The sequence below is a fragment of the Mesorhizobium sp. M1E.F.Ca.ET.045.02.1.1 genome (genome assembly GCF_003952485.1).
Classification (GTDB): Bacteria; Pseudomonadota; Alphaproteobacteria; order Rhizobiales; family Rhizobiaceae; genus Mesorhizobium.
The window spans coordinates 4,004,756-4,030,631 of the sequence record NZ_CP034447.1; the positions used below are offsets into that span (position 1 = coordinate 4,004,756).

20 protein-coding genes and 3 pseudogenes are annotated in these 25,876 nt (G+C 57.6%); 10 read left to right on the forward strand and 13 right to left on the reverse strand.

The genetic code is table 11. The features are described from left to right. Position 1: 1 nt before the first annotated feature. The 6 genes from EJ070_RS19375 to EJ070_RS19400 are packed head-to-tail and all read right to left on the reverse strand — an operon-like array spanning position 2 to position 6,687. Positions 2-1,120, reverse strand: a complete 1,119-nt coding sequence (locus tag EJ070_RS19375) for a Gfo/Idh/MocA family oxidoreductase (protein ID WP_126092781.1) — start codon at positions 1,118-1,120, stop codon at positions 2-4. Then, a complete protein-coding gene (locus EJ070_RS37100; protein WP_126092782.1) occupies positions 1,117-1,953 on the reverse strand; it encodes an ABC transporter permease in 837 nt (278 codons plus the stop codon). Before EJ070_RS37100 ends, EJ070_RS19375 begins: the two co-directional genes overlap by 4 nt. Continuing rightward, positions 1,950-3,032: an ABC transporter ATP-binding protein gene (locus EJ070_RS19385; protein ID WP_126092783.1), complete on the reverse strand. Its 1,083-nt coding sequence runs from the start codon at positions 3,030-3,032 to the stop codon at positions 1,950-1,952. The genes EJ070_RS37100 and EJ070_RS19385 overlap by 4 nt, the downstream gene beginning before the upstream one ends. A 31-nt stretch (positions 3,033-3,063) precedes the next feature. After that, positions 3,064-4,113, reverse strand: coding sequence for an ABC transporter substrate-binding protein (locus EJ070_RS19390; protein WP_126092784.1), 1,050 nt, complete (start codon positions 4,111-4,113; stop codon positions 3,064-3,066). Between the two features lie 26 nt (positions 4,114-4,139). Further along, complete coding sequence (gene hutI / locus EJ070_RS19395; protein ID WP_126092785.1) at positions 4,140-5,453, reverse strand: imidazolonepropionase; 1,314 nt, start codon at positions 5,451-5,453, stop codon at positions 4,140-4,142. Beyond that, on the reverse strand, positions 5,443-6,687 hold the full coding sequence (locus tag EJ070_RS19400) for a Xaa-Pro peptidase family protein (RefSeq protein ID WP_245464608.1): 1,245 nt from the start codon (positions 6,685-6,687) through the stop codon (positions 5,443-5,445). Before EJ070_RS19400 ends, hutI begins: the two co-directional genes overlap by 11 nt. Positions 6,688-6,834: 147 nt before the next feature. On the opposite strand from EJ070_RS19400, the gene dctP reads away from it, so the two are divergent. The 3 genes from dctP (at position 6,835) to EJ070_RS19415 (ending at position 10,293) form a co-directional block, all read left to right on the forward strand. Next, positions 6,835-8,016 (forward strand): TRAP transporter substrate-binding protein DctP, encoded by a 1,182-nt coding sequence (gene dctP, locus EJ070_RS19405; protein WP_245464609.1) that lies wholly within the window; start codon positions 6,835-6,837, stop codon positions 8,014-8,016. Between the two features lie 77 nt (positions 8,017-8,093). After that, positions 8,094-9,116 carry a C45 family peptidase gene (locus EJ070_RS19410; protein WP_245464610.1) on the forward strand — a complete coding sequence of 341 codons (1,023 nt, stop codon included), beginning with the start codon at positions 8,094-8,096 and terminating at the stop codon, positions 9,114-9,116. Positions 9,117-9,144: 28 nt separating this feature from the next. Continuing rightward, complete coding sequence (locus EJ070_RS19415; protein WP_126092788.1) at positions 9,145-10,293, forward strand: mandelate racemase/muconate lactonizing enzyme family protein; 1,149 nt, start codon at positions 9,145-9,147, stop codon at positions 10,291-10,293. Positions 10,294-10,484: 191 nt separating this feature from the next. On the opposite strand, the gene EJ070_RS19420 is transcribed toward EJ070_RS19415, so the two are convergent. The 3 genes from EJ070_RS19420 to alr are packed head-to-tail and all read right to left on the reverse strand — an operon-like array spanning position 10,485 to position 13,461. Next, positions 10,485-11,360 carry a TIGR01459 family HAD-type hydrolase gene (locus EJ070_RS19420; protein ID WP_126092789.1) on the reverse strand — a complete coding sequence of 292 codons (876 nt, stop codon included), beginning with the start codon at positions 11,358-11,360 and terminating at the stop codon, positions 10,485-10,487. 59 nt (positions 11,361-11,419) lie between these two features. Next, on the reverse strand, positions 11,420-12,274 hold the full coding sequence (locus EJ070_RS19425; RefSeq protein WP_126092790.1) for a DMT family transporter: 855 nt from the start codon (positions 12,272-12,274) through the stop codon (positions 11,420-11,422). Positions 12,275-12,294: 20 nt separating this feature from the next. Beyond that, positions 12,295-13,461, reverse strand: a complete 1,167-nt coding sequence (gene alr / locus EJ070_RS19430; RefSeq protein ID WP_126092791.1) for an alanine racemase — start codon at positions 13,459-13,461, stop codon at positions 12,295-12,297. A 610-nt stretch (positions 13,462-14,071) separates the two neighbouring features. Here alr and EJ070_RS19435 point away from each other — a divergent pair. From EJ070_RS19435 to EJ070_RS19445, 3 genes and pseudogenes are all read left to right on the forward strand, one after another. Continuing rightward, on the forward strand, positions 14,072-14,923 hold the full coding sequence (locus EJ070_RS19435) for a hypothetical protein (protein WP_245464611.1): 852 nt from the start codon (positions 14,072-14,074) through the stop codon (positions 14,921-14,923). Positions 14,924-15,434: 511 nt separating this feature from the next. Beyond that, positions 15,435-15,920: pseudogene (locus EJ070_RS37105) on the forward strand (DDE-type integrase/transposase/recombinase); the annotation flags it as partial. Positions 15,921-16,431: 511 nt separating this feature from the next. Then, positions 16,432-17,475 carry a Gfo/Idh/MocA family oxidoreductase gene (locus tag EJ070_RS19445; RefSeq protein WP_126092794.1) on the forward strand — a complete coding sequence of 348 codons (1,044 nt, stop codon included), beginning with the start codon at positions 16,432-16,434 and terminating at the stop codon, positions 17,473-17,475. 854 nt (positions 17,476-18,329) lie between these two features. Here the strand turns inward: EJ070_RS19445 and EJ070_RS19450 are convergent. Both EJ070_RS19450 and EJ070_RS19455 read right to left on the reverse strand, forming a co-directional pair. Beyond that, positions 18,330-18,674: a hypothetical protein gene (locus tag EJ070_RS19450; RefSeq protein WP_126092795.1), complete on the reverse strand. Its 345-nt coding sequence runs from the start codon at positions 18,672-18,674 to the stop codon at positions 18,330-18,332. After that, complete coding sequence (locus EJ070_RS19455) at positions 18,671-19,762, reverse strand: IS5 family transposase (RefSeq protein ID WP_126092796.1); 1,092 nt, start codon at positions 19,760-19,762, stop codon at positions 18,671-18,673. The genes EJ070_RS19450 and EJ070_RS19455 overlap by 4 nt, the downstream gene beginning before the upstream one ends. A 360-nt stretch (positions 19,763-20,122) precedes the next feature. Between EJ070_RS19455 and EJ070_RS19460 the strand changes: the two genes are divergently transcribed. From EJ070_RS19460 to EJ070_RS19470, 3 genes are all read left to right on the forward strand, one after another. Beyond that, the gene (locus EJ070_RS19460) at positions 20,123-21,154 is read left to right on the forward strand and encodes an IS110 family transposase (protein ID WP_126092797.1); all 1,032 of its coding nucleotides are present in this window, start codon (positions 20,123-20,125) and stop codon (positions 21,152-21,154) included. A 558-nt stretch (positions 21,155-21,712) separates the two neighbouring features. Then, positions 21,713-22,498, forward strand: a complete 786-nt coding sequence (locus tag EJ070_RS19465; protein WP_210211953.1) for a hypothetical protein — start codon at positions 21,713-21,715, stop codon at positions 22,496-22,498. A gap of 71 nt (positions 22,499-22,569) precedes the next feature. Further along, a complete protein-coding gene (locus EJ070_RS19470; protein WP_126092798.1) occupies positions 22,570-23,619 on the forward strand; it encodes an aldo/keto reductase in 1,050 nt (349 codons plus the stop codon). A gap of 90 nt (positions 23,620-23,709) precedes the next feature. Here the strand turns inward: EJ070_RS19470 and EJ070_RS19475 are convergent. Next, positions 23,710-24,083, reverse strand: a pseudogene (locus tag EJ070_RS19475) (recombinase family protein); the annotation flags it as partial. Between the two features lie 5 nt (positions 24,084-24,088). On the opposite strand from EJ070_RS19475, the pseudogene EJ070_RS19480 reads away from it, so the two are divergent. After that, a pseudogene (locus EJ070_RS19480) lies at positions 24,089-24,340 on the forward strand (ATP-binding protein); the annotation flags it as partial. Here EJ070_RS19480 and EJ070_RS19485 read toward each other — a convergent pair. Continuing rightward, positions 24,287-25,126 carry a reverse transcriptase domain-containing protein gene (locus tag EJ070_RS19485; RefSeq protein WP_126092799.1) on the reverse strand — a complete coding sequence of 280 codons (840 nt, stop codon included), beginning with the start codon at positions 25,124-25,126 and terminating at the stop codon, positions 24,287-24,289. The pseudogene EJ070_RS19480 and the gene EJ070_RS19485 sit on opposite strands and share 54 nt — an antisense overlap. Positions 25,127-25,876 lie beyond the last annotated feature (750 nt).

Here is a 25,876-nt window from a genome sequence, read left to right on the forward strand (position 1 = left end):
CTCAACGACGCTCTACCGATATCCAACAACGATCGTTCAGCGAACGGCTGATCGCCTCGAGAGCGAACTGGTTTGCCAATCCGTCTGCAAAGTCCGGGCCTTCGGGTATCCTGCCACTAGCTATTTCGTCCCGGAAACGGCGCGCCTGCCCCGCAGCGAAACAGTCCCTCCAGGTCGCAGCTCCGTCGGTACCTTCCGTGAAGGCTTCATCAATACTGATCGGTTGAAATTCTCCGTCGGGATCGCGGCAGCCAAGCACCTCCGCGAACGGCCAAGATTTCGTCATTCGCCAGCCGAGAGTGCCCTTTTCGCCGCTGACGGCAACTTGAAAACCGAAGCTAGGCAATGAACTCCAACTGACGTGGAATTGTCCCTCCGCACCATCTTCGAAGCGGCCGAGCCATGAGCAAATGTCGTCGACAGTGATCCTACGCATGGCTCCGCTCACGGGGTCGGCTCGCTCCTGGACCAGCGTAACGGCGTTGGCGCATATCTCATCGATCTCTCCCACAAGCCATCTGGCAAGGTCCAAACCGTGGCATCCGTACTCCATGAAGGCCCCGCCGCCCGTGCGTGCGGCGTCCATCACCCAATGGAACGGCTCACTAGGAAAAAAGAACTGAGGGAAGTTGTTGGAGAATACGAAGCTGTGGATCTTCCCAGTGTAGCCGCTGTCCACGAGCTGCTTGAGCTGCCTCATAGCCGGGCTATACCTTAAGACGAACCCTATCTTTGTGATGACGTTCGATCTGGCGGCCAACTCGGCGAGTCCGCGCGCCTCATCAACGGTCCTGGCCAAAGGTTTCTCGCACAGAACATGCACGCCGCTTTCGATGGCAGCCCTTGCGACCGCGTAATGCGTGTCCTCGGGCGTCGCGATGATGATCGCGTCTAGTCCGGCTGATAGCATTGTATGAGCGTCTCGGAAAACCTTGCAACCTGACACCCTGTCGGCTAGCGAAGCTGCACGGTTCTGATCGGGGTCCGCCACACCCACAATGTCTATCTCCGGCAGTCGAGAGAACGAGGGCACGTGCGCCCGCTCGGCCCAAAGTCCTGCACCGGCAATTCCGATGCGGATACGATGTGAGCGAGGTTCGGAGGTCGATGGGAGTATCATTTTGGCGCGCCACCTCGTGCTAGTATCCTGACGATCCACAAGCAGCCCAATGTGATTGCCAGCAGAATGACGCCGCCGGCGGCGGCAAAACCAAAGTCGCCGAACTGCGTGACACTACGCGCTATCAATTGTGCCAGCATGGTCTGCCTCGGCCCCCCAAGCAGTGCGGGAGTGATAAAAAACCCGACACCGATGATGAAGACCACGCAACCGGCGTTGACGATCGAGGGCGTCGCCAATGGAAGATAAACAGTAGCTACAGCGAAAATACGACTTGCGCCGAGGCCCTCCGCCGCGGCGACAAGGTGGTAAGGAACCTTTCTGAGGCCAGAAAATGCGGTCAGGATGTAAACCGGCAACAAAAAATGGACCATCCCGACAATTACGGCCGTTGATGAACCCAAAAGACCAGATGGCCCCCAGCCGAAGATATCGAGCATTCTCGAAAGAGGTCCTTGGGCACCAAAGATCACCATCCAGGAGAAGGTGCGGATCAGCGAGCTGGTTAGAAAGGACAGAACCAGGACGGCCAGCATTAGCGTATTGCGCGATCTTCGATCCGAGTGCGCCAGGCTGTACGCGACAGGCGTTCCAGCGATAGCGCAAATCATTGCTGCTGCGACCGAGATCCAAATTGTGCGCCATGCCACCCGGAGATACGTAGGTGACGTTACCAAAGTGTCGTAGTTTCCAAATCCCAGGTGAGGATCCGTTATGCTGCGGAGCGCCAGTACGCCGAGCGGCACAATGAACAAGCAAAGCACAAACAAGAGACCGGGTCCGATAGCCACGAAATTTGCTAGCCGAGAAGATGAGGATGGCTGAGCAATCATGGCGAGACCACCGCGACCCTGTCCAGCGGCCACATAGCGGTCGCTTGTCCGCCGGCTGGAAAATCCGCCCTTGAATAGGCGGTCAACTTGCCGAGATTTGTCTCCATTACAACTTCGTGATGAGTGCCCATAAAAGTCGTCTTGATGACCACTCCACTCGTCATAACAGAAGGTGTCGCGGGCCCTTGACCGAAGACAGCGTCCTCAGGGCGGAGCACGATTTGGACGTAATGACATTCGCTTGGGACAGCCAGTTCACGTTTCGCCAACAAGCATTGTTGGCCGTCTGAAAGCTCCACCAGGGTAGAGTGGGCGTTTGCATCTCGAATTCGTGCGGCCACGAGATTGCTATCCCCGATGAAGCCAGCGACGAAGCTCGTTTTAGGATTGAGGTAAAGTTCCTCTGGCCTACCAACCTGCTCTAACTGGCCGTCCTTCATAATCACTACCATCGTTGATAGCGCGAGCGCTTCGCTCTGGTCGTGGGTGACGTGAATAAACGTTATCCCGACGTCCCGCTGCAATTGCCTAAGAAACTCTCGCATGTCGCCTCTAAGGTGCTTGTCCAGCGCGCTTAGCGGCTCATCCAGGAGGAGGACTTTTGGCCGGCACACGAGCCCCCGAGCAAGTGCAACGCGCTGCTGCTGACCTCCCGACAGTGTGCCCGGATAGTCGTTTGCGCATCCAGTCAGCTGGACGCGCTCTAAATACTGGTCAGCCAGCTCGCGGCGCTCCGTCTTGCCGAGCTTTCGAACACGCAACGGGTACTCGATGTTTTCTCGAGCGGTCAGATGGGGAAACAAGGCATAGTTCTGAAAAACCATGCCGAGTTCCCGCTCCCGGGCCGGACGTCGAGTGACATCCGTCCCGGAAATGCTGATCGTGCCGGCATCCGCGACGCTGAAGCCGGCGACAATCCTAAGTAATGTGGTCTTGCCGGACCCGCTCGGGCCGAGAAGCGTTACATAAGCACCGTTTGGAATCTCCAAGTCGATCCCGCGGAGGACCTCCTTCTCTCCAAAACGCTTAGCAATACCTCTGACAGAGATAGCGGCATCGACGGGAACGTTGTCCATCATGAATGGTCCAAGAGCCACGCTGCGCTCACCCTTATTGGGTGAGCCATTCGTTGAAACGGGTCGTGACGTCACGCGCATGTTCGGCCCAATAATTGGCTCCCCATGGTACGACCTTGCTCAGATCCTGAGGATCGATCGTGAACTTCTGACCGGTGCCCAACAGCGAGTAGGCACCCTTCAGCGCCGGAGCATATCCGATACATTTAGCAAAATCCGCCTGGCGTTGGGGGTCATGGATATGGCGGAGAAAGCGCGCTCCTGCCTCGGCGTTCGCGCCTTTCGGCAGCACCCATAGATCCGGCTTGACGATCGCCTGATCAGGTGAGAAGTCGACATGGACCCCTTCTTTCTGCAGCGCCTTTACACGTCCATCCCAGCCTGCGCCGATAACCGCCTCCCCTTGCTGAAGCAATGCGATCTGCTGTGTGCCGAAATCGTACCAGGCAATATCACTCTTGATTGTATCGAGTTTCTTCAACGCGCGTTCCACGTCGAGCGGATAAAGTTTTGAAGGCTCAACGCCGTCGGCCAGCAGGGCGACCTCGAGCACGCCGAAATCAACGACGGAGTTAGAGAACAGGCGCTTGCCGGGAAACCTTTTGACGTCGAACACGTCTGACCATGTGCGAGGTTTCTCGCCGGGGAAGGCATCGGAATTGTAGGTAACGACGATGCTGAAAATTTCGGATGGAAGCGCATAAACTTTGTTGTCTTTCGTGGTGACCATACCAGGAAAGTCGACGAGCCCTCCCTTGCTTTGCAACAGTTTTGGATCAAGCGGAAGGACCCAGCCGTTCTCCACTAACTGCTGCAACTGGCCCGGATCCGACGTCGCCACGTCCCACTCGACTTTTCCCGATTCCTGCTGAGCCCGCCAAACTCCCGTATCATAGGCGGGGCTTCCGACCACGACCTTGATGCCATTCTCCTTCTCGAAGGAGTCAGAATAGACCTGTTTGACGCAGGCATCGTAGGAGCCACCCGAGGCTGAAATGGTCAACTTCTGTTGGGCATACGCTGGGGTCAGTGACAATGCTGCAACGGCTAACCGAATAGCCAATTTCGATGGAATGTACTTCATGGCTTCGTTCCCCTTTGTTGAAGTTGTTAATTTATGTGCTTGCCGAAGACAGCGCCGTCCTTAAGCGTGTATCGGACAAGGTTTTGGTCGATCAGATATGGCAAATCCCGATAGGTCGGCGCCTTAAGGACCACCAGGTCTGCTGGCCGCCCGACCGCGATCTGGCCGGCGGTTGAGGCGGCTCCGATGGCGCAAGCGGCGTTCCAAGTCGCCGCAACCAACGCTTCAGCGGGGTCCATTCGCAACCAGGAACACGCCAGGCCCATGACGAACGGCATCGAAAGGGTCGGACTGCCTGGCCCATGATCTGTCCCGAGGGCAATCGGTACTCCGGCGTCGATGAGTTGGCGGGCGTCGGCGAACCTGGGAGCAAGCAAATAGTGACACGTCGCCGGAAGCAAGACGGCAACCGTTTGTGCCTTGGCCAGTGTTTGGGCGGTGTCTTTTCCTAGGAAGCACAAATGATCGGCTGAAACAGCGCCAAGCTCAGCCGCGAGTTCGGCACCGCCGGCGGCGGAAAATTCATCGGCGTGAATCTTGAAGTTTAAACCGCGCCTGCCTGCTGCTTGCAATATTTGCCGCGCCTCATTGTGCGAGAAGGCCCCGACATCGCAAACAACATCGCAGAAGCGTGCATAGGAGGCAACGGCCGGTAGAACGTGATCAATGACGTATCTGGCATGTTCCCCGGCTCCCCCAAATCGTGCCGGCGTGCCCAACGCGACATGGAAGGTTTGAACGAGGTCGACAGGCTGAGACGCTGAGACTCCGGCGATGATACCTAGCGCCGCGCCTTCTCCTTCCGGGGCGACCCAGTAACCCGTTTTGATTTCCGCAGTCGTTGTCCCGTTCAGCAACGCTTTCTCCAGCCTCGCCGTCAACGCCTGCTTCAGGTCGCTTGAGGTTGCGTCGCTGCTTTCGCGAATTGTGCGGGTGACCCCGCCGCCGTTGGAACTAATTTCACTATAACTAGCGCCTGCGACCCGCATTGGGTACTCGTCGGCCCGCGAGCCGCTATAGAGCAGGTGGGTATGGCAGTCGACGAAACCAGGTACCACCGCGCCTCCGAACGCATCAAGAACTCTAGGCGCTGCTCCCTTCGGCAATCCGGCCACAACTCGTTCGGCAGGCCCAAAATCCCTTATTCGCCCGTCAACGACATGGATTGCAGCATTCTTGATCGACTTTAGGTGTTTCAGGCCACCTCTCTGAGGACCCGGCCCAAATTCATCAAGGGGCGTTAGTTCAGCAATGTTCGTGATCAGCAGCCCGGCAGCCTCGCCTTGATGGGAATTCCGGCCGGAAGTGGCGTGGGTCGACGAGGTGGGATTATTGGGCAATGTAGAGCTCCCGCGGCAGAGATGTCAGGCGCTCCGAACCCGTTTCCGTCACCAGAATAGTCTCACTGAAGGAGATGCCGTTGGCATTGACGAGCATGTGAAAGATCATCCCGGCCTGGAGCAGCCAAGTATCGCCTGCCATGAAGTCGCATACTTCCCACTCGCCAGAAACCGGCGGGAAGCCGATGCCCAAGGAATAGCCAACTCGCGGATAATAGGTTTTCCGAAGTCCCGCTTTCAGGACCGTTTGGCGCACTGCCGCATCGACTTCACCAGCAACTGCGCCTGGTTTCATCATGCTGAAGGCACGGTCTTGACAACTTATCAGAAGATCAGCGGCCTGAGCTATTTCGGCAGCCGGCGCGCCCATCACGGCAGTGCGCATCATCGCTGCACTGTAACGCTTAACGCAGCTCGTAATCTCGAATTTGAGGACGTCACCGGCCTCGATCACCTTCTCGGTCGGCGTGGCATGGCCGATCCTCATTCTATAGCCAGATGAGAGGTAGTTTGGCAGGCTTGTGTACTCGGAACCGCCTAGGACTTGTTGTTCCTGGATCGCCGCAGCGATCTCGAGTTCTTTTTTCCCGACGGCGAGGGCCTCAAGTCCTGAACGCATCGCAACGTCGGTTATTTCGGCAGCTCGACGCGCATAAGCAATCTCCTGCGACGATTTAATGAGCCGCACACGACCGACGATACCTGAGCCGTCGACTACCTTATTGGGCCTCGAAGCATGGCAAAGCTCCTCGTAGTCTTTTACTGCCAAATTGAAGCAGGTTTTTTCGACGCCGATTGGGTCGCCGGCTGCCGTCCACCCAAGTTCAGCCATCCACCGACCCGTCACGGAAGCCGGATCTTCGTTGTCGAGATAAACAGCCTGCCGGTCTAGAGCCAGCCATGAATACTCGTCTGCATTGGTCCGTTCCAGTTCACGGACCAATAACAGAGGTTCTCCTTCGGCCGGGACAAACAAGACCTGGTAAGCAAAAAAGCCGGACGTGTGATAGCCGGTGAGATAGCAGATATTATGCGGCGAATGCACAAGCAGGCCAACCATCCCGCCCAGTTGAATGGCGCTTTGGACTTTTGCCAACCTTTCTCGATATTCTTGAGGCGAAAACGCCATATTCCGTCCAGCCACGGCTTTATCTTCTCTCTCTAAATCTCCGGCGCCGTGTCGATCACGGGCCTTGATGCCTCCTATGAGCACACGACTGTATTTTCTTGTCAAGAAAATTCTTACGCATCCTCTGCCGCCTATATTTTCCTTTAGGAGTATGTTAGGGGTGCTAAACGGCCCAGAGATTTCCCCCGCCTTCCCCACCCGCGTTAGGTGCAGTGTAGCGGCCGCGATCGAGGCAAGCGCGCAGGAGCGGTAATGGACGCAAGATCCGAAGTGGAAAAACAGATCAATGGCTTGGTTGGAAAGCGGCTGCGCGAGGCCCGGAAGGCCAAGAGCCTTAGTCTCGAGGCGCTGGCCGGAAAGGTCAGCATGTCTGTGTCGCAGCTGTCGAAGCTTGAAACGGGAAAGGCCCCAGCGTCGATCGCAGCTTTGGTGCGTTTCGGCCTGGAATTGGATCGGCCAGCGCAATATTTTCTTCAGTCGGATTCCGAGATGCCGCGTTGTTTGGGCACTCTGGTACCGTCCTGGGATCCTGAGGGCAGAGCTATCGAGATGTTCTCGTCCCTAGTCAGCCAAAAAACAGGATACGATCTTGCGATTTCGGTATTTCCCGGGGGGCAACTTGGTCCCGCTGAAACTCAGGTCCGCGCCCTCGTCAACGGAATTATTGACATTTTCGTCGAAAGCCTGGGGTTTTTTCAGCACTATTCGGATCCCGTTAAACTAGCATCACTCCCATTTTGCTTCGACGATGAAAAGCACCTGGAACGATTCTCGGAGAGTTCCTTGTTTGATCGAGAAGTCAGGCAGGCCCTTCGAAGCAATTCGGTCGAACTTTTAAATCCGAGCTTGAAATGGAAGCGGGGTCCTTCTCTGGTTTTGTTATCGCGAACCCCTATCTTATCTCCGGATGACCTAAGAGACTTGCCTATAAGGTGCCCTGAAAACGATACCATGTTCCGCTATCTCGAGATTATGGGGTGCCGACCTGTAGTTGTTCCGTGGAATGAGGTGGTGGACGCGTTCCAGGACGGCAAATTTGCGGCGATGATCACCAACCTTAGTCATGTTGTGAGCATGCGTTTCACGCGATTTGCTCGGTTCATGACGGCATTGGACTACCGGCCGCTCGACCTGACATTTGCAATGAACCTACAGCGTTATCAAATTCTCGCTCCGCACATTCAAACCGGGCTGGAACAAGCTGCCGTCGAGGCTGCGGAATTTTGTTCGAATTTGCTCGGCCACACGCATGATCTTTTGCCTGCCCTCTTGGAGGAGGACGGAGCGGTTTTGTGCAACGTCGGGGTAAAAGCATGGCGCGCAAAGTCCCGCCAAGCCTTTGAAGAGATGGAAAACGAAGGCGTGTGGCGCCGGGGCTTGGTCAGGGAGATGAACGCACTGACCCAGGTCGGCGACCCGATTGAATTTTCTTGACACGAAAATTGTCAGGTATATGAGGAGCTATTAATTTTCCTCATGTTCTGCGGAGGGGTCGCATTGGAATGACTCCCGTGTCTCCCATTCCAGTTGTCGTGCTTTCGGGCTCTCCCTACGAGCGTGGTTTTCAGCATGGCAATCGCTTCGCCGGCGCAATCGGTCAGTCGCTTGGCGCTCGGTTAGCGTCCTTGTCAACCGCAGAAATGTCGGAGGTGTTTCAGCGCGCCAGCACAGTTCTCGCGACGATTGACATGATGGCTCCCGAGGTCGGCGCGGAGATACGCGGAATCGCAGATGGCGTCGGGCGCGACGTGTTGGACATTGTGTTGCGTAGTTCCTTCGAGCTTCTTACGCCGTCCGCTTTGACCGGTTGCAGCGGTCTGGCAGTGCAGACTAGCGACGGCGCTTTGATTGCACAGAACTGGGATGGACCGCCGGGGAGTGATGCGGAACAGGCACTTTTCATTCATGTCAGCGCAGGCGGCTTCGAATTCGCGACCGTGGCATCAGCCGGTGGCCTCGGTTGGGTGGGGCTCAACCGAGCAGGCTTTGGGCTCGTCAATAATGACCTTATCTTAACGTCGCGCTCAGACGGAATTCCGAGCCAGATTGTCCGTCGGGTTTTTCTTGGCTGCCAAGACGTGGACGCAGCAATTGAGAGAGCTAAATCACTGCCACATATGGCTGGACGGGCATATCTTTTCGGCGATGCGTCCAACCAAATCGCTTCCGTCGAGGTTTCAGCCCGACATGGTGTGTCGGTGTGCAGATCGGCGTCATTCTTTGCTCACACCAATCATGCGTTGGATGCCCAAATTCGCGATGACGAAGATGCTGAGCTGTTGGCCAGGCAATACCCTTCTAGCCAGAAGCGGCTCGAGATTCTGAAGGCACGGGGCGCGCATTGCACAAACGCCGACGAGGTGATGGTTACTTTGCGGGATCAAACCGATGCACCAGACGCGGTCTGCAAGCAGACCTCGGTGCGTGAGCCAACGCAAACCGCCTTTTCCGTCGCTATGCAGTGCTGGGACAGAACCTTGTTCCTCGCACGAGGAATGCCCTCGGTGGCCGAATATCAGCGGATCAGCCTGTAAGCTAACGCAAACGGATAGTGGGGAAGCCATGAAAATCACCGGCGTAAATATCTATCTGCTGAAATCCGGCCGTCTGCATCCTGTCTTGGTTGAAGTCTCGACGGACGAAGGCATAACTGGGGTCGGCGAGGCGGGAATAGCCTATGGTGTTGGCGGGACCGCGGCGGCAGGGATGATCAAGGATCTCTCGGAACGCTTCTTACTCGGCAAAGACCCCGGCCGGATCGAAGAGCTGTGGTCTGCAATGTATGATCATTCGTTCTGGGCAAAGAATGGTGGCGCAATCACCTTTGCCGGCATCAGCGCGATAGAGCAGGCTCTCTGGGACATCAAAGGCAAATGTCTCGGCGTCCCCGTTTATGAGCTTTTCGGCGGAAAAATCCGGGACCGTGTGCGAGCCTACGCAAATGGCTGGTACGGTGCCTCTGATACGCCGGATGAATTTGCCCGTTCGGCAGAACGTCCTCTGAAGGACGGATATCGAGCGCTGAAATTTTACCCGTTGGCTCAGCGGGTTGGTCCAGCTTTGCAACACGTGACACGCCGATCAATATCAGCCGATGCACTTGAGCTTGCTTACCGCAGAGTCAAAGCTGTCCGTGATGCGGCCGGGCCCGACGTCGAACTTATGGTCGATCTCAGTGGGGGCTTGACTACCGATGAGACCATTCGGTTTTGCCGGAAACTCAATGATCTCAATATATGCTTTGTCGAAGAGCCTTGCGATCCATTTGACAATGGTGCGCTGAAGGTAATCTCAGAACAGGTTCCGATTCCGATTGCTGTTGGCGAACGCGTCTATTCGAAGTTCGGGTTCAGGAAGGTTTTCGAGTTGCAGGCCTGCGGAATTATTCAGCCGGATGTCGGAACGGCGGGAGGCTTGATGGAGACAAAGAAAATCTGTGCGATGGCCGAAGCCTATAATATGCGCGTGGCACCCCATGTGTGTGGAAGCAGTCTAATCGAAGCTGCAACCCTTCAGATTGAGGCAAATATCACCAATTTTATGATCCATGAACACTATCCTGCCTTCAGGGACGATGACGGCTACGTCGAGGTGCTTGAGAATCCGCCGTTTAGCAGATCTGGATATTTCGAAATATCCGACGCGCCCGGACTGGGAGCAGTTCTTGTCAAACGAAACATCGAACCGTACCTCTGGGCCTCATGCACATAGGCATTCACCACGATAGACTCCCCCTGAGACGGCTTTCGGGATGCGACTCGTGGCCTCCTCGTTGAGGACTGTCGAGGAACCCTCGATCTACTCAACCTGTTGCGCAGACGCTTGAGGACCGTGGCCAGGTATTCAGCCGCCGGGAACTGATCCGGGGCGCGGACCCTCGCTCAGATTTCACCTTTATTCTTCTACCACCTAAAGAGGGAAGCAGCGAACGTGGGAACGACTGGCTCTCCCGCAAAGAACTGTTGGAGCTGCGCACTGGGAAATTTGCCTGATTTGAACTCACCAGCAGCGTACCTATGTATGCCGCTGCCGATGAAGAGCACGTCCATGCCCTCGTTTCGAGCACCCGCAACGTCGGTCCGTAGCGAATCACCAACTGCGAGCACTTCATGTCTTTCGTAGCCGAGGAGGTCGAGCGCGCGTTGGTAAGCCGATGAATACGGCTTTCCATGGTAGAAAACGTCCCCTCCCAACGCTTCGTATTGCTCGGCGAGCGCCCCTGCACAAACCACAAGTTGATCGCTAATTAAAACGACCAAATCGGGATTCGCGCAGACCATTGGAAGTTTGCGTAAAGCACATTCGTTCAACAGTGCCGCAGCTTCATCTGGCGGCTGAGTGCTCCCCCCGGTGGTTAGAATAAAGTCAGCGTCCCGAGGTGAAAAGACCTCGAGCCGATCTAACCCCCGAAGCAAGCCCGCCAGCTCAGGTGGTCCGATGTGAAAATAGCGAGCTGCTAGTGCTCTATGCCAGTTGTCTGAGGCATTTTCGAGCGCCTTGTAAACCAGCTCTCCGGATGTGACAATATAGTTATATTGAGATGGCTTTATTCCCATCGACGCTAAGTGTTTAGAAACTTGGTAGGCACGACGGGGAGAATTCGACAGGAGGCAGATATCAACCCGGTTGTTTCGCAAAGCATTCATGGCAGTGATCGCGTGAGGAAAGGCAACTTTCCCGTCGTGCAAGACGCCCCATAGATCCAGAACGACGGCACGATACGTTTTTATGACCGCCGCGATGCCTTCAATTATGATCGGCGCTTGCACATTATTCATTGAGATTAGCTCCTTTTTGCACGCCTTCCTGCAACTCCTGGGACAGCCAAACGTCAGCGTTACGGGCGTGCCGCGAGTCCGGCCATCGCTAAAAGGTATCCAACTGTTGATGCGGTAATGATCCCACCCCCAACCAGGGTCGACAGGGAGGGTGTTTCGCCGAATGCGAGCCACACCCAAAATGGAGCGAGCGGCGTTTCTAGCGCTCCAATCAAGGAGGCTTGCGAAGCTGGAACGCGACGAGCGCCAGCCGAATAGAACGCAAAAGCTAATCCCACTTGCACCAGGCCAAAAAGCGCAAGGTATACCAGAGGTCTCAGACCTGGTGATAATGGCGCAGCGAAGCACAAGCTGACCATTGAGACTAAAACGTTGGCCGCGCAGACGGAAGCCAGAAGCGATTCTTCGCGGTATCGGCGCATACACACAGCAACAAACGCGGTCATGAAGGTCATGACGAAGGCGAGAGCGTTGCCAATCAAGTCGGAGTCTAGATCTGTTCCCCAGACGAGCACGCAGATACCTGCAGCCATCATAACTATTGCCAACAGGGTCGCAGGACGAATTTTCTCCCCCAGCCAAAGCCACCCCATGATAGCCGTGAAGACAGGTGTCGTCCCGTAGAGGGCTGCTACGTTGGCGATCGAGGTTAGCTGACACGCGGGGATGAACGCCAATAGAGCCAATGCCAACGAGGCTGCAACAGTAATCCCTCGCCCTGTTGGGCGAAGGCTATGTCTTGGCCCGTCTACAACGAGATAAATTGCCAGGAAAACCGCTGCAAACAGACTGCGCCAAAACAAAATTGTCCAAGCGTCAAGCGGCAGAACCCTAATGAAGAGCCCAGCGGTGCTCCACGCGACGGCAGAGATCGCGACAAAAAGAAGCCCCTTCCTATAACTTTTTTGAAGCAAGGCAGTCGGGCCTCTTCGCTCTAGCCAGGGATGGCGCGCGGATCGTGTTCATGGCCCGCATCAGTCAAGTTGCCCGGGAACCCCGCAGATGCAGGAGAACGATCCAGATACCGCCTTGCGCAACCGACGCCGAGACGTGTGAGCACTTCTTGTGGATGAACGCCAGCGGTCGCGGCAAGGTCATCCACGGTGAAAACGTCGCCCAGCAGTTCCGCTTCCCTGCCCGGACCACAAAGCGTCTCAGGAACATCCGTAACATCAATCGTTATGTATTCCATGGACACTCTTCCGATTAGAGGAGCAGAATATCCAGCAAACCGGACGGATATCTTGTTGGCGCAGGCCCATGGAAGGCCATTCCTATAGCCGATCGCGACGATCGCAATGCGGCTGGCTCGGGCCGTGCGAAAAGTCGCACCGTATCCAACTGCCTCACCCCTTGCGACTTTGCGCACCTCCAGTGTTTTTGCTTTGAGGCTCGCAACGGGCTTTAAAGGATTTGGCCGGATGCCGGCATTATTAAGTCCGTAAAGTGCCGAGCCCACCCGTACCATATCGAAGTGATATTGTTCCCCCAGCCACACACCGGCGGAGGCCGCGAGACTGCGGAGTGCCGGTTTAAGCAGATCTGACGTCGCCTGAAAGCGGTCCCTTTGTAGTAAGTTCATTGCGTCCCCTGCGCGTTCGCTGCATGCGAGGTGGCTGAGTACGACCGAAGGCGGACGCCGCTTAAAGATACCACTAAGATACTCGCGCCGTACGTCGCCGAAAGCGAGGCCAAGGCGAGAGAACCCAGTCTCCACGTTGAGGAAGTATGTTTGCGGCTCGGGTGCGCCGCTAATGGCATCCAGTTCGACACAATTGTTCACAACTGGTATAAGGCCGTTCGATCGGTAGTGGCCGCCATATCTCGCAAACTCATCGCAAAAAACCGCAACGTCCGCGCCGATGTGGGATGACCTCAGAAGCAGCGCTTCGTGCAGATTGCCGACGAGGAGCAGATCACATCCGGCCTCAATGAGGGCGCCTGCAATCTTAACCAAGCCAAGCCCGTAGGCGTCGCTTTTTACGACAGCGGCTACTTTTACCTTTGGGCCAACGAGGGCCGATATGGTCTGAAAGTTCGCCTGAATCGCGCTGAGATCGATTTCGAGTACAACATCGGCAGGTCGTACCGAGGCCAACATGTCTTGCTCTCCACCGCCCTCAGCCCGCCTTTCGAAGCACGGCGGGCGACATGTCAACCGGTACATCGAAAAGCTCAGCCGCACTCCATACCTCCTGTCACACGCCAGCGATTCTCAACTGCCGACTTGCTTTGCCAGAGAAGAACAGAAAAATTTCCCGAGGTCTAGCACTTTAAACTATAATATAACGTAAAAGTTATATTGCGAAATTGTTTCACTCAGGCAACATCAACTTCACGGAACTCTCCTTCCATCCTTATGAGCCTCACGTTACAACTCTCTTCGGCAACGGAAACGGAGAGCTGCAGTGAATGGAAGCGTAAAGATCCTCATTGTTGGGCACGGCGTACTTGGCGGGGCCGTTCTTGATTTTCTCAGTCAAAGCGGCAGACCCTACGATCTGCACGTCGGAGCGCGAGATCTGCAGCGAGCCTCCTTGAGGGTCAACCTGGCGAAGTACACTGCCGTAAACCTCGGGGTCTCTCCGTCCATCGAGGTAGTTCCGCTGGATTTGATGAATACAGAGGCTACAGCAGAGCGCCTATCGGCTCTCCGTCCTGATATAATTTTCAACGCAACAACTTTGCATTCCTGGTGGCGGATAACGCAATTGCCGACCGATGCCTATCAGCAGATCGATCGAGCACGCGGAGGCGTATGGACGCCTATGCATCTAGTGCTCGTACGACGCCTCATGAGGGCTGTGCGGGAAGCTGATTTGGAGAGCGTCGTCGTAAACGCATCTTACCCTGACGTGACGCATGCCGCGCTTGCGGCCGAGGGTCTCTCGCCAACAATTGGGATCGGCAACATCGCAAATGCGGTTCCGGGCATCAGGTTGGCAGCCGCACATCTTCTGGGTTGCGAACTGAAAGCGGTGGATGTGCAGTTTTTCGCCCAACACTATGTCAGTTATCGTATGCCGAGCACCGGTTCCACGGACGGAGCACCTTGTCACTTGACCATATATCGCAACGGCCAGGAAGTTAAGCCACAGGAACTGCGGCACGAAGAGATCTTTGCGAACGTAGCCGGACGTTTCCGCCGAGTGAAAGGTCTTGCGGGGCAATCCGTCACCGCTTCGTCAGCGACAGCGATTCTACGTGCGTTTGCCGATCACTTGGAACGCGTTGTTCACGCGCCGGGACCACTAGGTCTCGTGGGAGGCTATCCCGTCAGGATTGCTCCAACTGGTATTTCGATCGAACTGCCTCAAGGTTTGTCACTGGACGATGCGGTGGAGATCAATTGGCAATGCCAGAAATACGACGGGATTGAGGCGGTCGAAAGCGACGGTACCGTGCGCTTCACGGGAGAATCGGCAGGAATCCTGCGTGAGCTGCTCGGCTATGACTGCGAAGCAATGGCGCTGGATGAGTGCGAAAAACGCGCAGAGGAGTTGGCAGCTAAATACGCCGAATATTGCGGTCGCCTTCAATCAGGCGCCACTCGCGCCGCCTGACTTCATAACTCACGGCCTGGCTTGCAAATGTACAGCTGTTAGTTCGATCTGGCCCCTTTTACCCTCCCGGGCGCCTGTAGATTGTCTGCCACCGCAAGCGTCTCGCCTGATTGCACGAAAATGCAGCCGATCACCGGCAGAACTTGGAACACCGTTTTTTCCACTGAGCGCCGTGGCAAGTCGATCGGTTTTACAACCTTGAGGGGGTGCCATCGTGAGAAGGCAAATCAATAAGACTGAAACAGAAGAAGTAAATGGCGCACAGCTTCTTGACCGCTCTGTGGCTCTTCTAAAGTATCTTGTCGAGGTGGGGGAGGAAGGGGCGCGCATGCACGAAATGGCGAAAGCCTTCGGCCTCACCATGGCGGTAACGCGTCGTATCGTTAGCGCACTACTAGAGCGGCATTTACTACTTGAGAGGGAATCACGAGGCGTTCCCGTCGTGCGCTTCTCGCTTAAGCTGCTGGACCGATTCAACCGGCGCAAGCGGAGCGTCACTGGAAAGAGGCACATGGACGAAACCTGCAACAAGGTTCGAGCCAATGGATGTACCTCTATCGCGCCATCGACAGCCTCGGCGATACGGTCGAATTCTTCTTCAGCAAAAGCTGCGACCTGCCGGCGGTCCAAACTCTTCTTACGGAAGGCCCTGCAGTGCCATGCAGGCCGGAACGTATCGCCATCGACGGCAGCCAGACCAATCACGAGGCCATCTGATCTTTTGCGATCTTGAAAATGGCCTGCGGGATCGATCGCGACGAGCACTGAAGCCGATCAGAACCGCAAGAGCCAGAATTTCAACACCCGCATCGAACAGGATCACAGGTGAATCAAGCGCCGCGTCCGGTCCATGCTCGGCCTTCAAGTCAACGACAACACGACAACCGCCGAAATTATCCTCTTGGGCATCGAATGGTTCATATGATGCGCAAACGACCGGCGAGGTTTGCCTACGGTCAGACACCCTCATGCCAAGGAGTTCGAAATCCTCGCCGCACGAGCGCCGCGTGACGCTCAACCTGCCTTTGCGACCCCGGCTGGAGTTTGCGACGGAACCCTCTCATATCAGGTCATTCAAGTGGCTGATGCGGTAATAACATCAAACAGTCGAAAAACCTTAACTAAATCTTAATTTGCATATATAGCGGCCCTCACTGACAATCGCAACTGTGGCTTTAGCGCTCGAATTTGGGCCTCAAAACAACCAGTAATGTAAAATGAAGCAGCATCGCATTAATATCTCTGGACGTCAGCAACGACCTTCCGCCAACACGTATCGCCGGCCTGTGAGCAATCGAAAGCCGAGACATTGCTCGCATTCGACCACTTGGCAAAGAAACCATCTGCTGCACGTGAACGCTGGCTCAACCGCTCATCACCCATGTTGGGACAACGACCAGCCGAGGGCGAAAGCTAAAAGCAAGTACGCACAATGCGCGAAGCGGATTGCATCGCCCTCTACGAAGGCAGCTTCCTTGCTTCGTCTGAATAGTAAAGGAGCCTGAATTATGCCAGTTCGGATAATCCAGGTAGGACTCGGTCCATGGGGCATTGACTGGGCTGAGACCATAATACCTCGAGTGCCCGAGGTCGAGGCGGTAGGTTGGGTGGAGCCGAACCCAAAAATGCTGCAGAGAGTGAGGTCGCAGCTAGGGGCTCGCCTGGACCAGTGCTTCTCAACTCTCGAGGCAGCTCTCTCGAACATTGATGCCGACGCAATCTTGATCACCGCTAACCTCGCGGCTCATGCTTCTCTCATTGCACTCGCACTTGAGGCCGGCAAGCACGTTTTGGTGGAGAAGCCGTTTGTGTCTACTATCGTTGAGGCAACACACCTGGTCGATATGGCAGACCGTTACGACCTCATCCTTATGGTGAGCCAGAACTTCCGCTTTTTTCCTGCAGCCTTAACCGCCGCCCGGCTTGTCAGACAGCAAGCACTTGGCACGATCAGCACAGTCCACATTGAGTTCCGGCGGTTTGTGAATTATGCTCCGGCCGAGGAAGATTACTACGCCTTGCGACAACCTCTACTCGAGGACCTTAGCATTCATCACTTTGACCTTATGCGTATGGTTCTCGGACAGGAACCCCGGCAGGTTTATTGTACAGCTTGGCAGCCGCCCGGCAGTTCCTTCCGAGAACCGCCGGGGGCAGCTGCGACGATCATCTTCGATCGAGGTACCGTAGTTACCTACCGCGGTAACTGGCTTAGTGCTGGAGAGGCGACACCCTATGGCGGCGAATGGCATTTGGAATGCGCCGAAGGCGAGATCGTCTGGACTTGCCGCGGTGACCGCGATCTCACGTTGCACGGTGATCACGTCGCGATCCGCCGGCGCGGCCAGCCGGTAGTGCCGATCGGCCTTCCCGAGATGCCGTCGTTCGGCCGCCGAGAAAGCTTGGCATCCTTTGCACGCGCCGTCGAGACTGGCACGGTCGCACCTTACGCCAGCCCGGGTCGGGACAATATTGGAAGTCTCGCTCTCATGCAGGCCGCAATCGCGTCGGCAATAACCGGATGTGTAACGCCAGTCGAAACGATACGGTGAATGGCAAGCGCGCGAGGCTTACGCCTGACTCAATAGCTCTGCAAAGACGCCCTCTCTTACAAGGAGCGTCCAACTATTTGGGCTAGCAAATCAGCCCTCGGGCCGCAGGCCTTCCCGGTAGTGACTAGCGAACGCGCTCTCGAGGTCCTTATAGATTTTTCTCAAGCGCGGCCATCGTCACCGTGCCGTAGATGTCGGACACCTTGGCAGCGTTCCGCGCGGTGCGATAGTGTTGCGGCCTTTCCTGTGCCAGCACGAGGAAGTCGCGCGCCGCATTCTGCTTGGTGGACTCGGTGATCGCCGCGATAGCAGCATCAAGCGCCGCGATTGTTGGCTCGATGTCCGAATGATGTGGGCGCCCACGAGAACCGTTCGCGTTTCTTCAAGCGGCAGAAGCTTCTGAAGCTGCTGATATCGGCCGCGGATAATAGTCGTGAGTCCCGTCATTGCGAGGCGTCGATCTTCGGCGAGAACGGCCCCCGACATGCAGCCATCGTGCGCGGCGACCATCAAGGTGAGACGCGTATTGCCTCACCCTGAGTCGCGCCATAGCCATTGCGACAATGGCCCGCCTCGACCATCAATGATGGTGTTGAAACGGAGTCGGAGTGATCGGCTCCATACATCATGAGAGGAACAGCCATGGAACACTGTGCGGGAATCGATGTCTCTCTGGAAGAGAGCAGCTTGTGCATTTTGGACGCGACCCCGGAACGATCGTGCTCGAGCAGCGAGCCCGAGGTACTGGTCCGCTATTTCGACGACTGTCTGTCGGCCGCTCATTCTGAGTGACACCCACACAAACCTGGCTAGGTCGCCCATTACGGCATCTAGGAGAGCGGTCTGCATTCGATCTAGCAGGCTGTTGAAGAAGTATCGCGCTTGGCCTTGAGGATGGCCTCGTCGCCGTTGTGGTAGGTGAATGTGATCTCGATCGAGCCGTCGTCGAGCAGTTCGGCGTGGCCGTCGCCTCTGACTTCGTCCATCTCGTCACATCCGGCCCATGTGAAGTGAACCATCGAGGGGCTGTAGCTGAGATCGAGGCTGGCCTGCAGGGCGCCAAAGGCGATCTCGCCATTGTTGTCGCCGCCGATGGTGATCATGGCGGGGCCGCCGAGGTTCAGGTAGCTGCGATCCCACAGATCGGCTTCGACGATGCGCCAGCGGCCGATCAACTGGCAGCCTGCGGGCGCAGTCATGTCGGCACCGCGATGAGCCTGGGCAGCCGCACCAGGTTGTAGGCGGCAGCCGCGAAGGTGAAGGCCCACCCGACGCGGTCGCGGCCGCGCAACTTGGTCTTCGCCTGCCCGGCGACCGTCTTGATCCAGCCGAACGCCTCCTCGATCCGCTTGCGAATACACTGGCTGACGGCATAGCCGCCGTGCCGGGTCGTTCGGCGATCGGTCGCCGAACTTCGCCCGCTCGTGTTCTGCGCCACGTGCGGCGTCACCTTCATCGAACGCAACTCATTGATGAAGTCCTCCGCGTCGTAGGCCTTGTCGGCACCAAGCGTGATCGCCCGAGGCCGCTCGGCGCGCGACTCGATCATGTGCAGGGCCGCCACTCGCTCGGCATGTCCGTCGGCCAGTGTCAGGCAGGCATCGACCAGCAGGCCGTGGCGGTTCTCCATCAGCCCATGCCCGATGAAGCACAGCTTGGTCTCCTTGCCTTTGCCCTTGCGGTACAGCCTGGCGTCCGGATCGGTGGTCGAGGCATGCGTGTCGTTCGATCGCTTCTGGTCATGGAAGTCCGCTTCGGTGTTGCGCCCACCGCCTTGCGCCGGTGGCTCGTCCGAACCGTCCTTCGCTTTGACGCTCTTCATCGAGGCCCAGGCCTCGACCAGCGTGCCGTCGACCGAGAAGTGGTCCGTCGACAGAAGTCTCTTCACCTTGGGCTGCGCCAGCACCGCCGCCAGGAACTTCGCCGCGATGTCGCCTTCCAGCAGCCGGTCACGATTCTTCGAGAACACTGAATGGTTCCATGCCGCATCGTCGACGCCGATGCCGACGAACCAGCGGAATAAGAGGTCGTATTCCAGCCGCTCCATCAAAAGCCGCTCCGAGCGGATCGAATAGAACGCCTGCAACAGCATCGCTCTGAGCAGCTTCTCAGGCGGGATCGATGGCCGCCCGATCGGCGAATACCGCGCCGCGAACTCCCCCTCCAGTGCCGACAGCGCCTCATTCACGATGGTCCGGATCGCCCGCAATGGATGATTGCGCCGAACACGGGCTTCAAGGTCCACGTAGCTGAACAGTTCGCCAGTTCGATCGTCGCCGCCGCGCACCCTTCACCTCCGAATCCCTTCGGAGCCAATGAATCACGCTCATGGCTCGGCGGCGAATGACTTTTTCAACAGCCTGCTAGGCGACGTCATAGGAAAGGAATTCATGACTGAGAAAAGGCCGCTCACAATAACTAGCATACCGGTCATCAGCAAGGGTCCCGGACGAGCAAGTGCTTATTCCGAGCTCCGCCACAATATCCTCAATATGTCTTTGCCGCTATACTGAGCTTTAGGGTTAACTGCCGGCTTGGGCCGGATGGGGTGAGGGTCTTTGCCGAGCCCGGATAAGGGCGGCTGCTCCTGTCGAGATGTGAGAACGTGGCCGAGTTGATTCGCTACAAGCATCGGGAAGGAGCAGTCATGAAGTATTTTGCCGGACTGGACGTGTCTTTGGAAGAGACTGCAATCTGCGTGGTCGAGGAGAGCGGCCGGATCGTCAAGGAAATGCGTGCGGCGAGCGAGCCCGAGGCGTTGATCAAGGCGCTGCGCAAAGTCGGGCTTCCGCTGGAGCGCCTCGGCCTGGAAGCGTGCTCGCTGACGGCCTGGCTTCACGACGGATTGCGCGCCGAAGGCCTGCCGGCGATCTGCATCGAGACACGCCAGGCCAATGCGGCCATGAAGACGATGCCGAACAAGACCGATCGCAACGATGCCCGCGCGCTGGCGCAGATCATGCGCACCGGCTGGTACCGGCAGGTGCATGTCAAGAGCCGGCAATGCCGGTTGTGGCGCGCGCTGCTGGTTGCCCGCCGCACTGTGCTGAACGAGATGCGCAGCATCGAGAATGTTGTGCGCGCCATGCTACGCGAGACCGGCGTCAAGCTCGGCACGCCGTCGCGCACCGCCTTTGCTGATCGCGTGCGCGAGCTGGCTGGCACCGAGGTGATGGCAATGGTCGAGCCGCTTCCTGCGATCCTCAGCGTCACGCTGAAGGAGTTCGCCCGCTTGACCAAGCAGGTTCTCCACATCGTCCGCAAGGAGGAAGTGTGTCGGCGGCTGATGAGCGCGCCGGGCGTCGGGCCGATCGCCGCGCTCAGCTTCCGCGCCACCGTTGACCGGCCGGAGCGGTTCGGCTCTTCGCGGGCGGTGGGGGCACATCTGGGGCTGACGCCGGCGCGCTATCAGTCGGGCGAGACCGACGTCCAGGGCAAGGTCAGCCGCTGCGGCGACGAACTCGCCCGCACCACCCTCTACGAGGCGGCGCATTCGCTGCTCGTGCGCTCGAAGAAATGGTCGAGCTTGCACGCCTGGGGTATGAACATCGCCAGACGCCGCGGCATGGCGCGTGCCCGCGTGACGGTGGCCCGCAAACTGGGCGTCATCCTGCACCGCATGTGGGCCGACGCAACCGAGTTCCGCTTTGGAAAGGAGCCTGCCGCACTGGCAGCGTGACCGAGACGGATCAAAGGAGCAAGGAACACGAACAAAGCTTTCGCCCGAAAGGGCGATGCCCGGATCGTTCCGTGGGGACGATGGGCGAGGCGATCTCGTTGAGAGTCCTGAACCTGCCGAACCAAGGTTCGCAAGGTCGTGAACCAGATCGAGACGTCTCGCTCTCCTGATCCCCATCATGCGGCGGCCCAAGCGCCGACCGCGAAGAGAAGCGAGTGACCCGCGGAACGGTCCGAGAAAAAGTGCAGGAGCACCTTGACCACGGCGACCCCAATCAGAGAGGACTCTGAGCCTTGGACTACATGAATCAGTTGACGCCAGCGACCGACACCTACGTCGGTTTCGTCGAGTCTGAGACACGGTCGGGCGTGGCTTCGTTGCGCTGTATATTTAAACCCGTTGAATGACGGGCATAACACTCTTCCAACTGATATTTCTGCAGTTGGCACGACTCTTGAAGCCCCTTCTCGTAAGGCGGCAGGTTTTGGCGACGGTCTTATCGCGAGTGACAGTGCCCCCTTAATTCATCCGCTACATTCTCAGCTTGGGAGTCATATAATGTCTGGAAACCGCGACTTTGGGATAGATGACATTCGCCCCCAACCGGGTACATATGGTTGCGGCATGGGTTTGGGGATCATGCTGCTCGATGAGGTATATCCTGGTTTTCCCGGCTCTGTACGGAACGCAAGTGCGTATCCATTCCCCGTCCAATACGACGTAGTCGAAGGTGTCGACACCGATCGGCTCATAATTCAGTCGGATAAATCCGCTTGCCTAGAACCCATACTGCAGGCCGCGCGTCGACTCGAACGTATGGGGTGCCGAGCCATCGCTGCTGAGTGCGCTCACTTTTCGTATTTCCAGAAAGAGGTGGCGGCCGAAGTATCGGTGCCTGTATTTATGTCGAGCCTTTTGCAGGTACCTCTCGCGCAGCGGCTGACCGGAAGCACGAGACGCCTTGGGATTGTGTGTGCCTTCCCTCGGCGGCTGACCGAGCACCATCTCGTCAGCGTCGGAATCGATCCGACGTCAAACCTTGCGTTCATGGGAGTGAGCGAAGACTATTCGTGCCCGGAATTCGAGAATTTGTGGAGCGCAGACAAGTGGTCTCCGGTTCCGACGGCCAGTTTCGAACGCGCCGAAGCCGAGTTCGTTACTGCGTGTAAGGACTTCGTCTCCAAGAACCCCGACCTGTGCGCATTGATTTTCGTTTGCACAGGACTTCAGCCGTTCGCACGCTGTGTGCAGCGCGAAGTGAGGTTGCCTATTTTCTCTTGGAGTACGTTGCTCGACTACGCCTTTTCAGTCGTCGTTCATCGCGAGCACTATGGCCACGTTTGAAACGACACGGCCCGCTCCTATTTCCTATTTCCGTCATCTCATTCACTCCTTCTCTCGGGAAAAATTCCACCATGCGCTACAACCAACTCGGTAACACCGGCCTGTTCGTCTCCGAACTCTGCCTCGGCACCCTTACCTTCGGCGCCGCCGGCGAGAACGCTGAATGGCGCCTTATCGCCAGCCTCGACCAGAAAGGCGTGAACGAGATCGTGGCCCGCTCGATCGCCGCCGGCGTCAATTTCTTCGACACCGCCGACGTCTATTCCTTCGGCCAGTCCGAGCGACTGCTCGGCCAGTCGCTCAAGGATCTCGGCGTCAAGCGCTCGGACGTGATTATCGCCACCAAGGTGCACGGCGTCATGGGCGAAGGTCCGAACCAGCGCGGCTCCTCGCGCGGCCACATCATGGATTCGATCGACGGCAGCCTCGAGCGTTTGCAGACCGACCATATCGACCTCTACCAGCTGCACGGCACCGACACGGTGACGCCGATCGACGAGACGCTGCGGGCGCTCGACGACCTCGTCGCCAGCGGCAAGGTGCGTTATGTCGGCGTCTCCAACTGGCAGGCCTGGCGCATCGCCAAGGCGCTGGGCATCGCCGGGCGCAAGGACTATGCCCGCTTCGAGACGGTGCAGTCCTACTATTCCATCGCCGGCCGCGATCTCGAGCGCGAGATCGTGCCGTTGCTCAACGAGGAAAAGCTCGGCCTGATGGTCTGGTCGCCGATGGCCGGCGGGCTGCTGTCGGGCAAATATGGTCCCGGCGCGCCGGGCAATGGCGAAGGCCGCCGCGCTTCCTTCGACTTCCCGCCGGTCAACGAGGATCGTGCCTGGGCCGCGGTCGCCGCCATGCGCGAGATCGCCAAGAAGCATCACGTCAGCGTCGCCACGGTGGCGCTGGGCTACGTGCTGGACAAGCCTTTCGTGATGAGCGTCATCATCGGCGCCAGCCGCATGGACCAGCTCGAACAGAACCTTGCCGCGACCGAAGTGAAACTGGACACCGACGATCTCGTCCTTCTCGACGAGGTCAGCGCGCTACCGGCCGAATATCCCGGCTGGATGGTAGAGCGGCAAGACGCGGGCCGACGCCCATCGCCTTTCGTGCCCAAGGCCTAAATTTAGTCGTTCCGCCCGTGCGACATTTCGAAAGGCCGCGTGTCTCTTGGGCGCGTGGCTTCCCTTTGAGACGCACGGCCTCGGCAGATAAGGGTCTTTCTCGATCCGGTTCCGACCCGACTTCGCGTAACTGATCGCCACAAATTCGCCCCGCCGCGCCTCTGCTTCATAGCTTCGATCGTGCGGGGCCCGGAGGATCGAAAGTTCCAGTTCGCTGATGGTGCCCTTCATGCCAAGCAGCAGCCTATCGTTCGGATAATGCGGCTCGTAGATGCCGTCCTCGTCGATGATGAGCGTTCCGACAAGGCCGCAAAACTCGGTGGGCGTGTGCAGTCCCGGCCATTGCGCGCCAGTCGGGAGGCTTCAATGGCGAGGACTGCAACCGCCCGGCTTGCCGCCAGAAGTTTCTCGAAGCCCGGCCGGGTGGCGCCGGACCCCGAACGGCCGAGATATTCATCGATGATGATGGCGGGAGGCGATCCGTCAGAATTACAACGTGCAGTTGATCGTGGCTGCTACTTTGGAGGCGACGCTGGCCAAGGCCCACAGCGACGGCTCGTTCGACAAGCAATTGGCGATCCTGTCACGGCCGAACGCTGCTCATCATCGGCGAACTTGGCTATCTGCCCTTCGAGGCAATGCCGCCCACCTGTTCTTCCAACTCGTGTCACGGCACTACGAGAAGGGATCGATCCTGATCACCTCCGACCGCCCCGTGGGGTGTTTTTGGCGGCCGCATTCTGCCCCGGGTCCCGCGTGTCAGATCCCCGCTCAGCGCCTTGAACTTGGCGAGGGCCTTCGGCGCGATGCGCCGCTCGCTCACGTCATTCGCGAGGTTGAACCCCAGGAACTTCCGCTCCTCCGGCCGCGCCACCGAACCCTTCGCCGCGTTGACCTTCAGCAACAGCTTCTGGGTCAGGAACCGGCTGACGGCGCGGCTGCGAACATACACGTTGCAGTCGTCGGCGTAGCGGCAGAAGCGGAGATCGTCGAGCAGGAGGTTACTCAGGAGGGGCGAGAGCGGACCGCCTTGCGGGGTCCCCTCGTCCACCGGACGGACCAAGCCGTCCTCCATCACCCCGGCATTGAGGAATGCCCGGATGAGTTTGAGCACACGCTTGTCCGCCACCATCGCGGCGAGGCGCGCCACCAGGCTGTCGTGATTGACTCGATCGAAAAATCTTTCGAGATCAAGATCGACCACATAGCTGTAGCCCTCGGCAATGTAGCATTGCGCTTGGGCTACCGCCTGATGAGCGGAGCGTCCCGGACGGAAGCCGCTGTGCTCGGAGAATGTCGGGTCCCACTGCTCCTGGAGAACCTGCAGCAGGGCTTGCTGGATCAGCCTGTCGACGACGCAAGGCACGTCGAGCTTTCTGACCCCGCCCTCCGGCTTGGGGATTTCGACCCGCTTGACCGGCTGCGGCTGGTAGGTTCCCTTGAGCAATTGAGACCGAGTGCTTGGCCAATGCTCACGCAGGTGGTCCTTGGCGACGTCGATAGTCATCCCATGCACGTGCCTGGCTACGCCACGTGCTCACTGAATTGCCCCAGCGCTTAACTGACGCCGACATCGAGGATCTGCTGACGTTCAACTTCGGCGAACGTGCGCACCAAAACACCTGCTGACGCTCGAAACCCCAATTTTCAATGCGACAATCCAGACCCGCAGGACCCCGGTGCTCGCCCTAGTGTGCTCCAAAAAGCGCGCTTACCAATGTTGATCGCGTCGTCTGACGCGCTGGTCATGTGTTCGACTGCGTCAGCATCGGAGTGGCTGCTTTCAGCCGAGGAGTTTGTCATGACCCAACTTCGCCAGCGCATGAGGGAGAGCATGGAAGGCACAATTCCGCGCTCAATACCCGGCAAGTTCTGCGGCTTCTTGGGAAGCGGAAGGAGCTTTTCAGCCGCCCAGTCCCTTTTGATGCCGCTTCATTTGAACGCTCATAGCGGGCCACCCGTGCCGGCGGCTTAGTCCAACACGTTTTTTTGCTAACCGTCGCGATCCACCGCAGTGCGCTTTTGCTACCCTGCCTTTTAGCCGCGACGCCCAAGCTGCGGGAAATCCACCCGCCCGAAGCCGTGAGCGCGAAGCCGAATTACATACTCGACCGCGACGAAAAGTTCCGGTTCTGAAGGTAGGCATGCTGGAAAGCAGATTTGCTTGGTTGCGCCCCAGAGTGAAAGGTCGACTTGACTGTCGACATATTGTCGTTATCCTCAAATAGGCACCGGGAGGAGAGAGTCGGCGAGAACG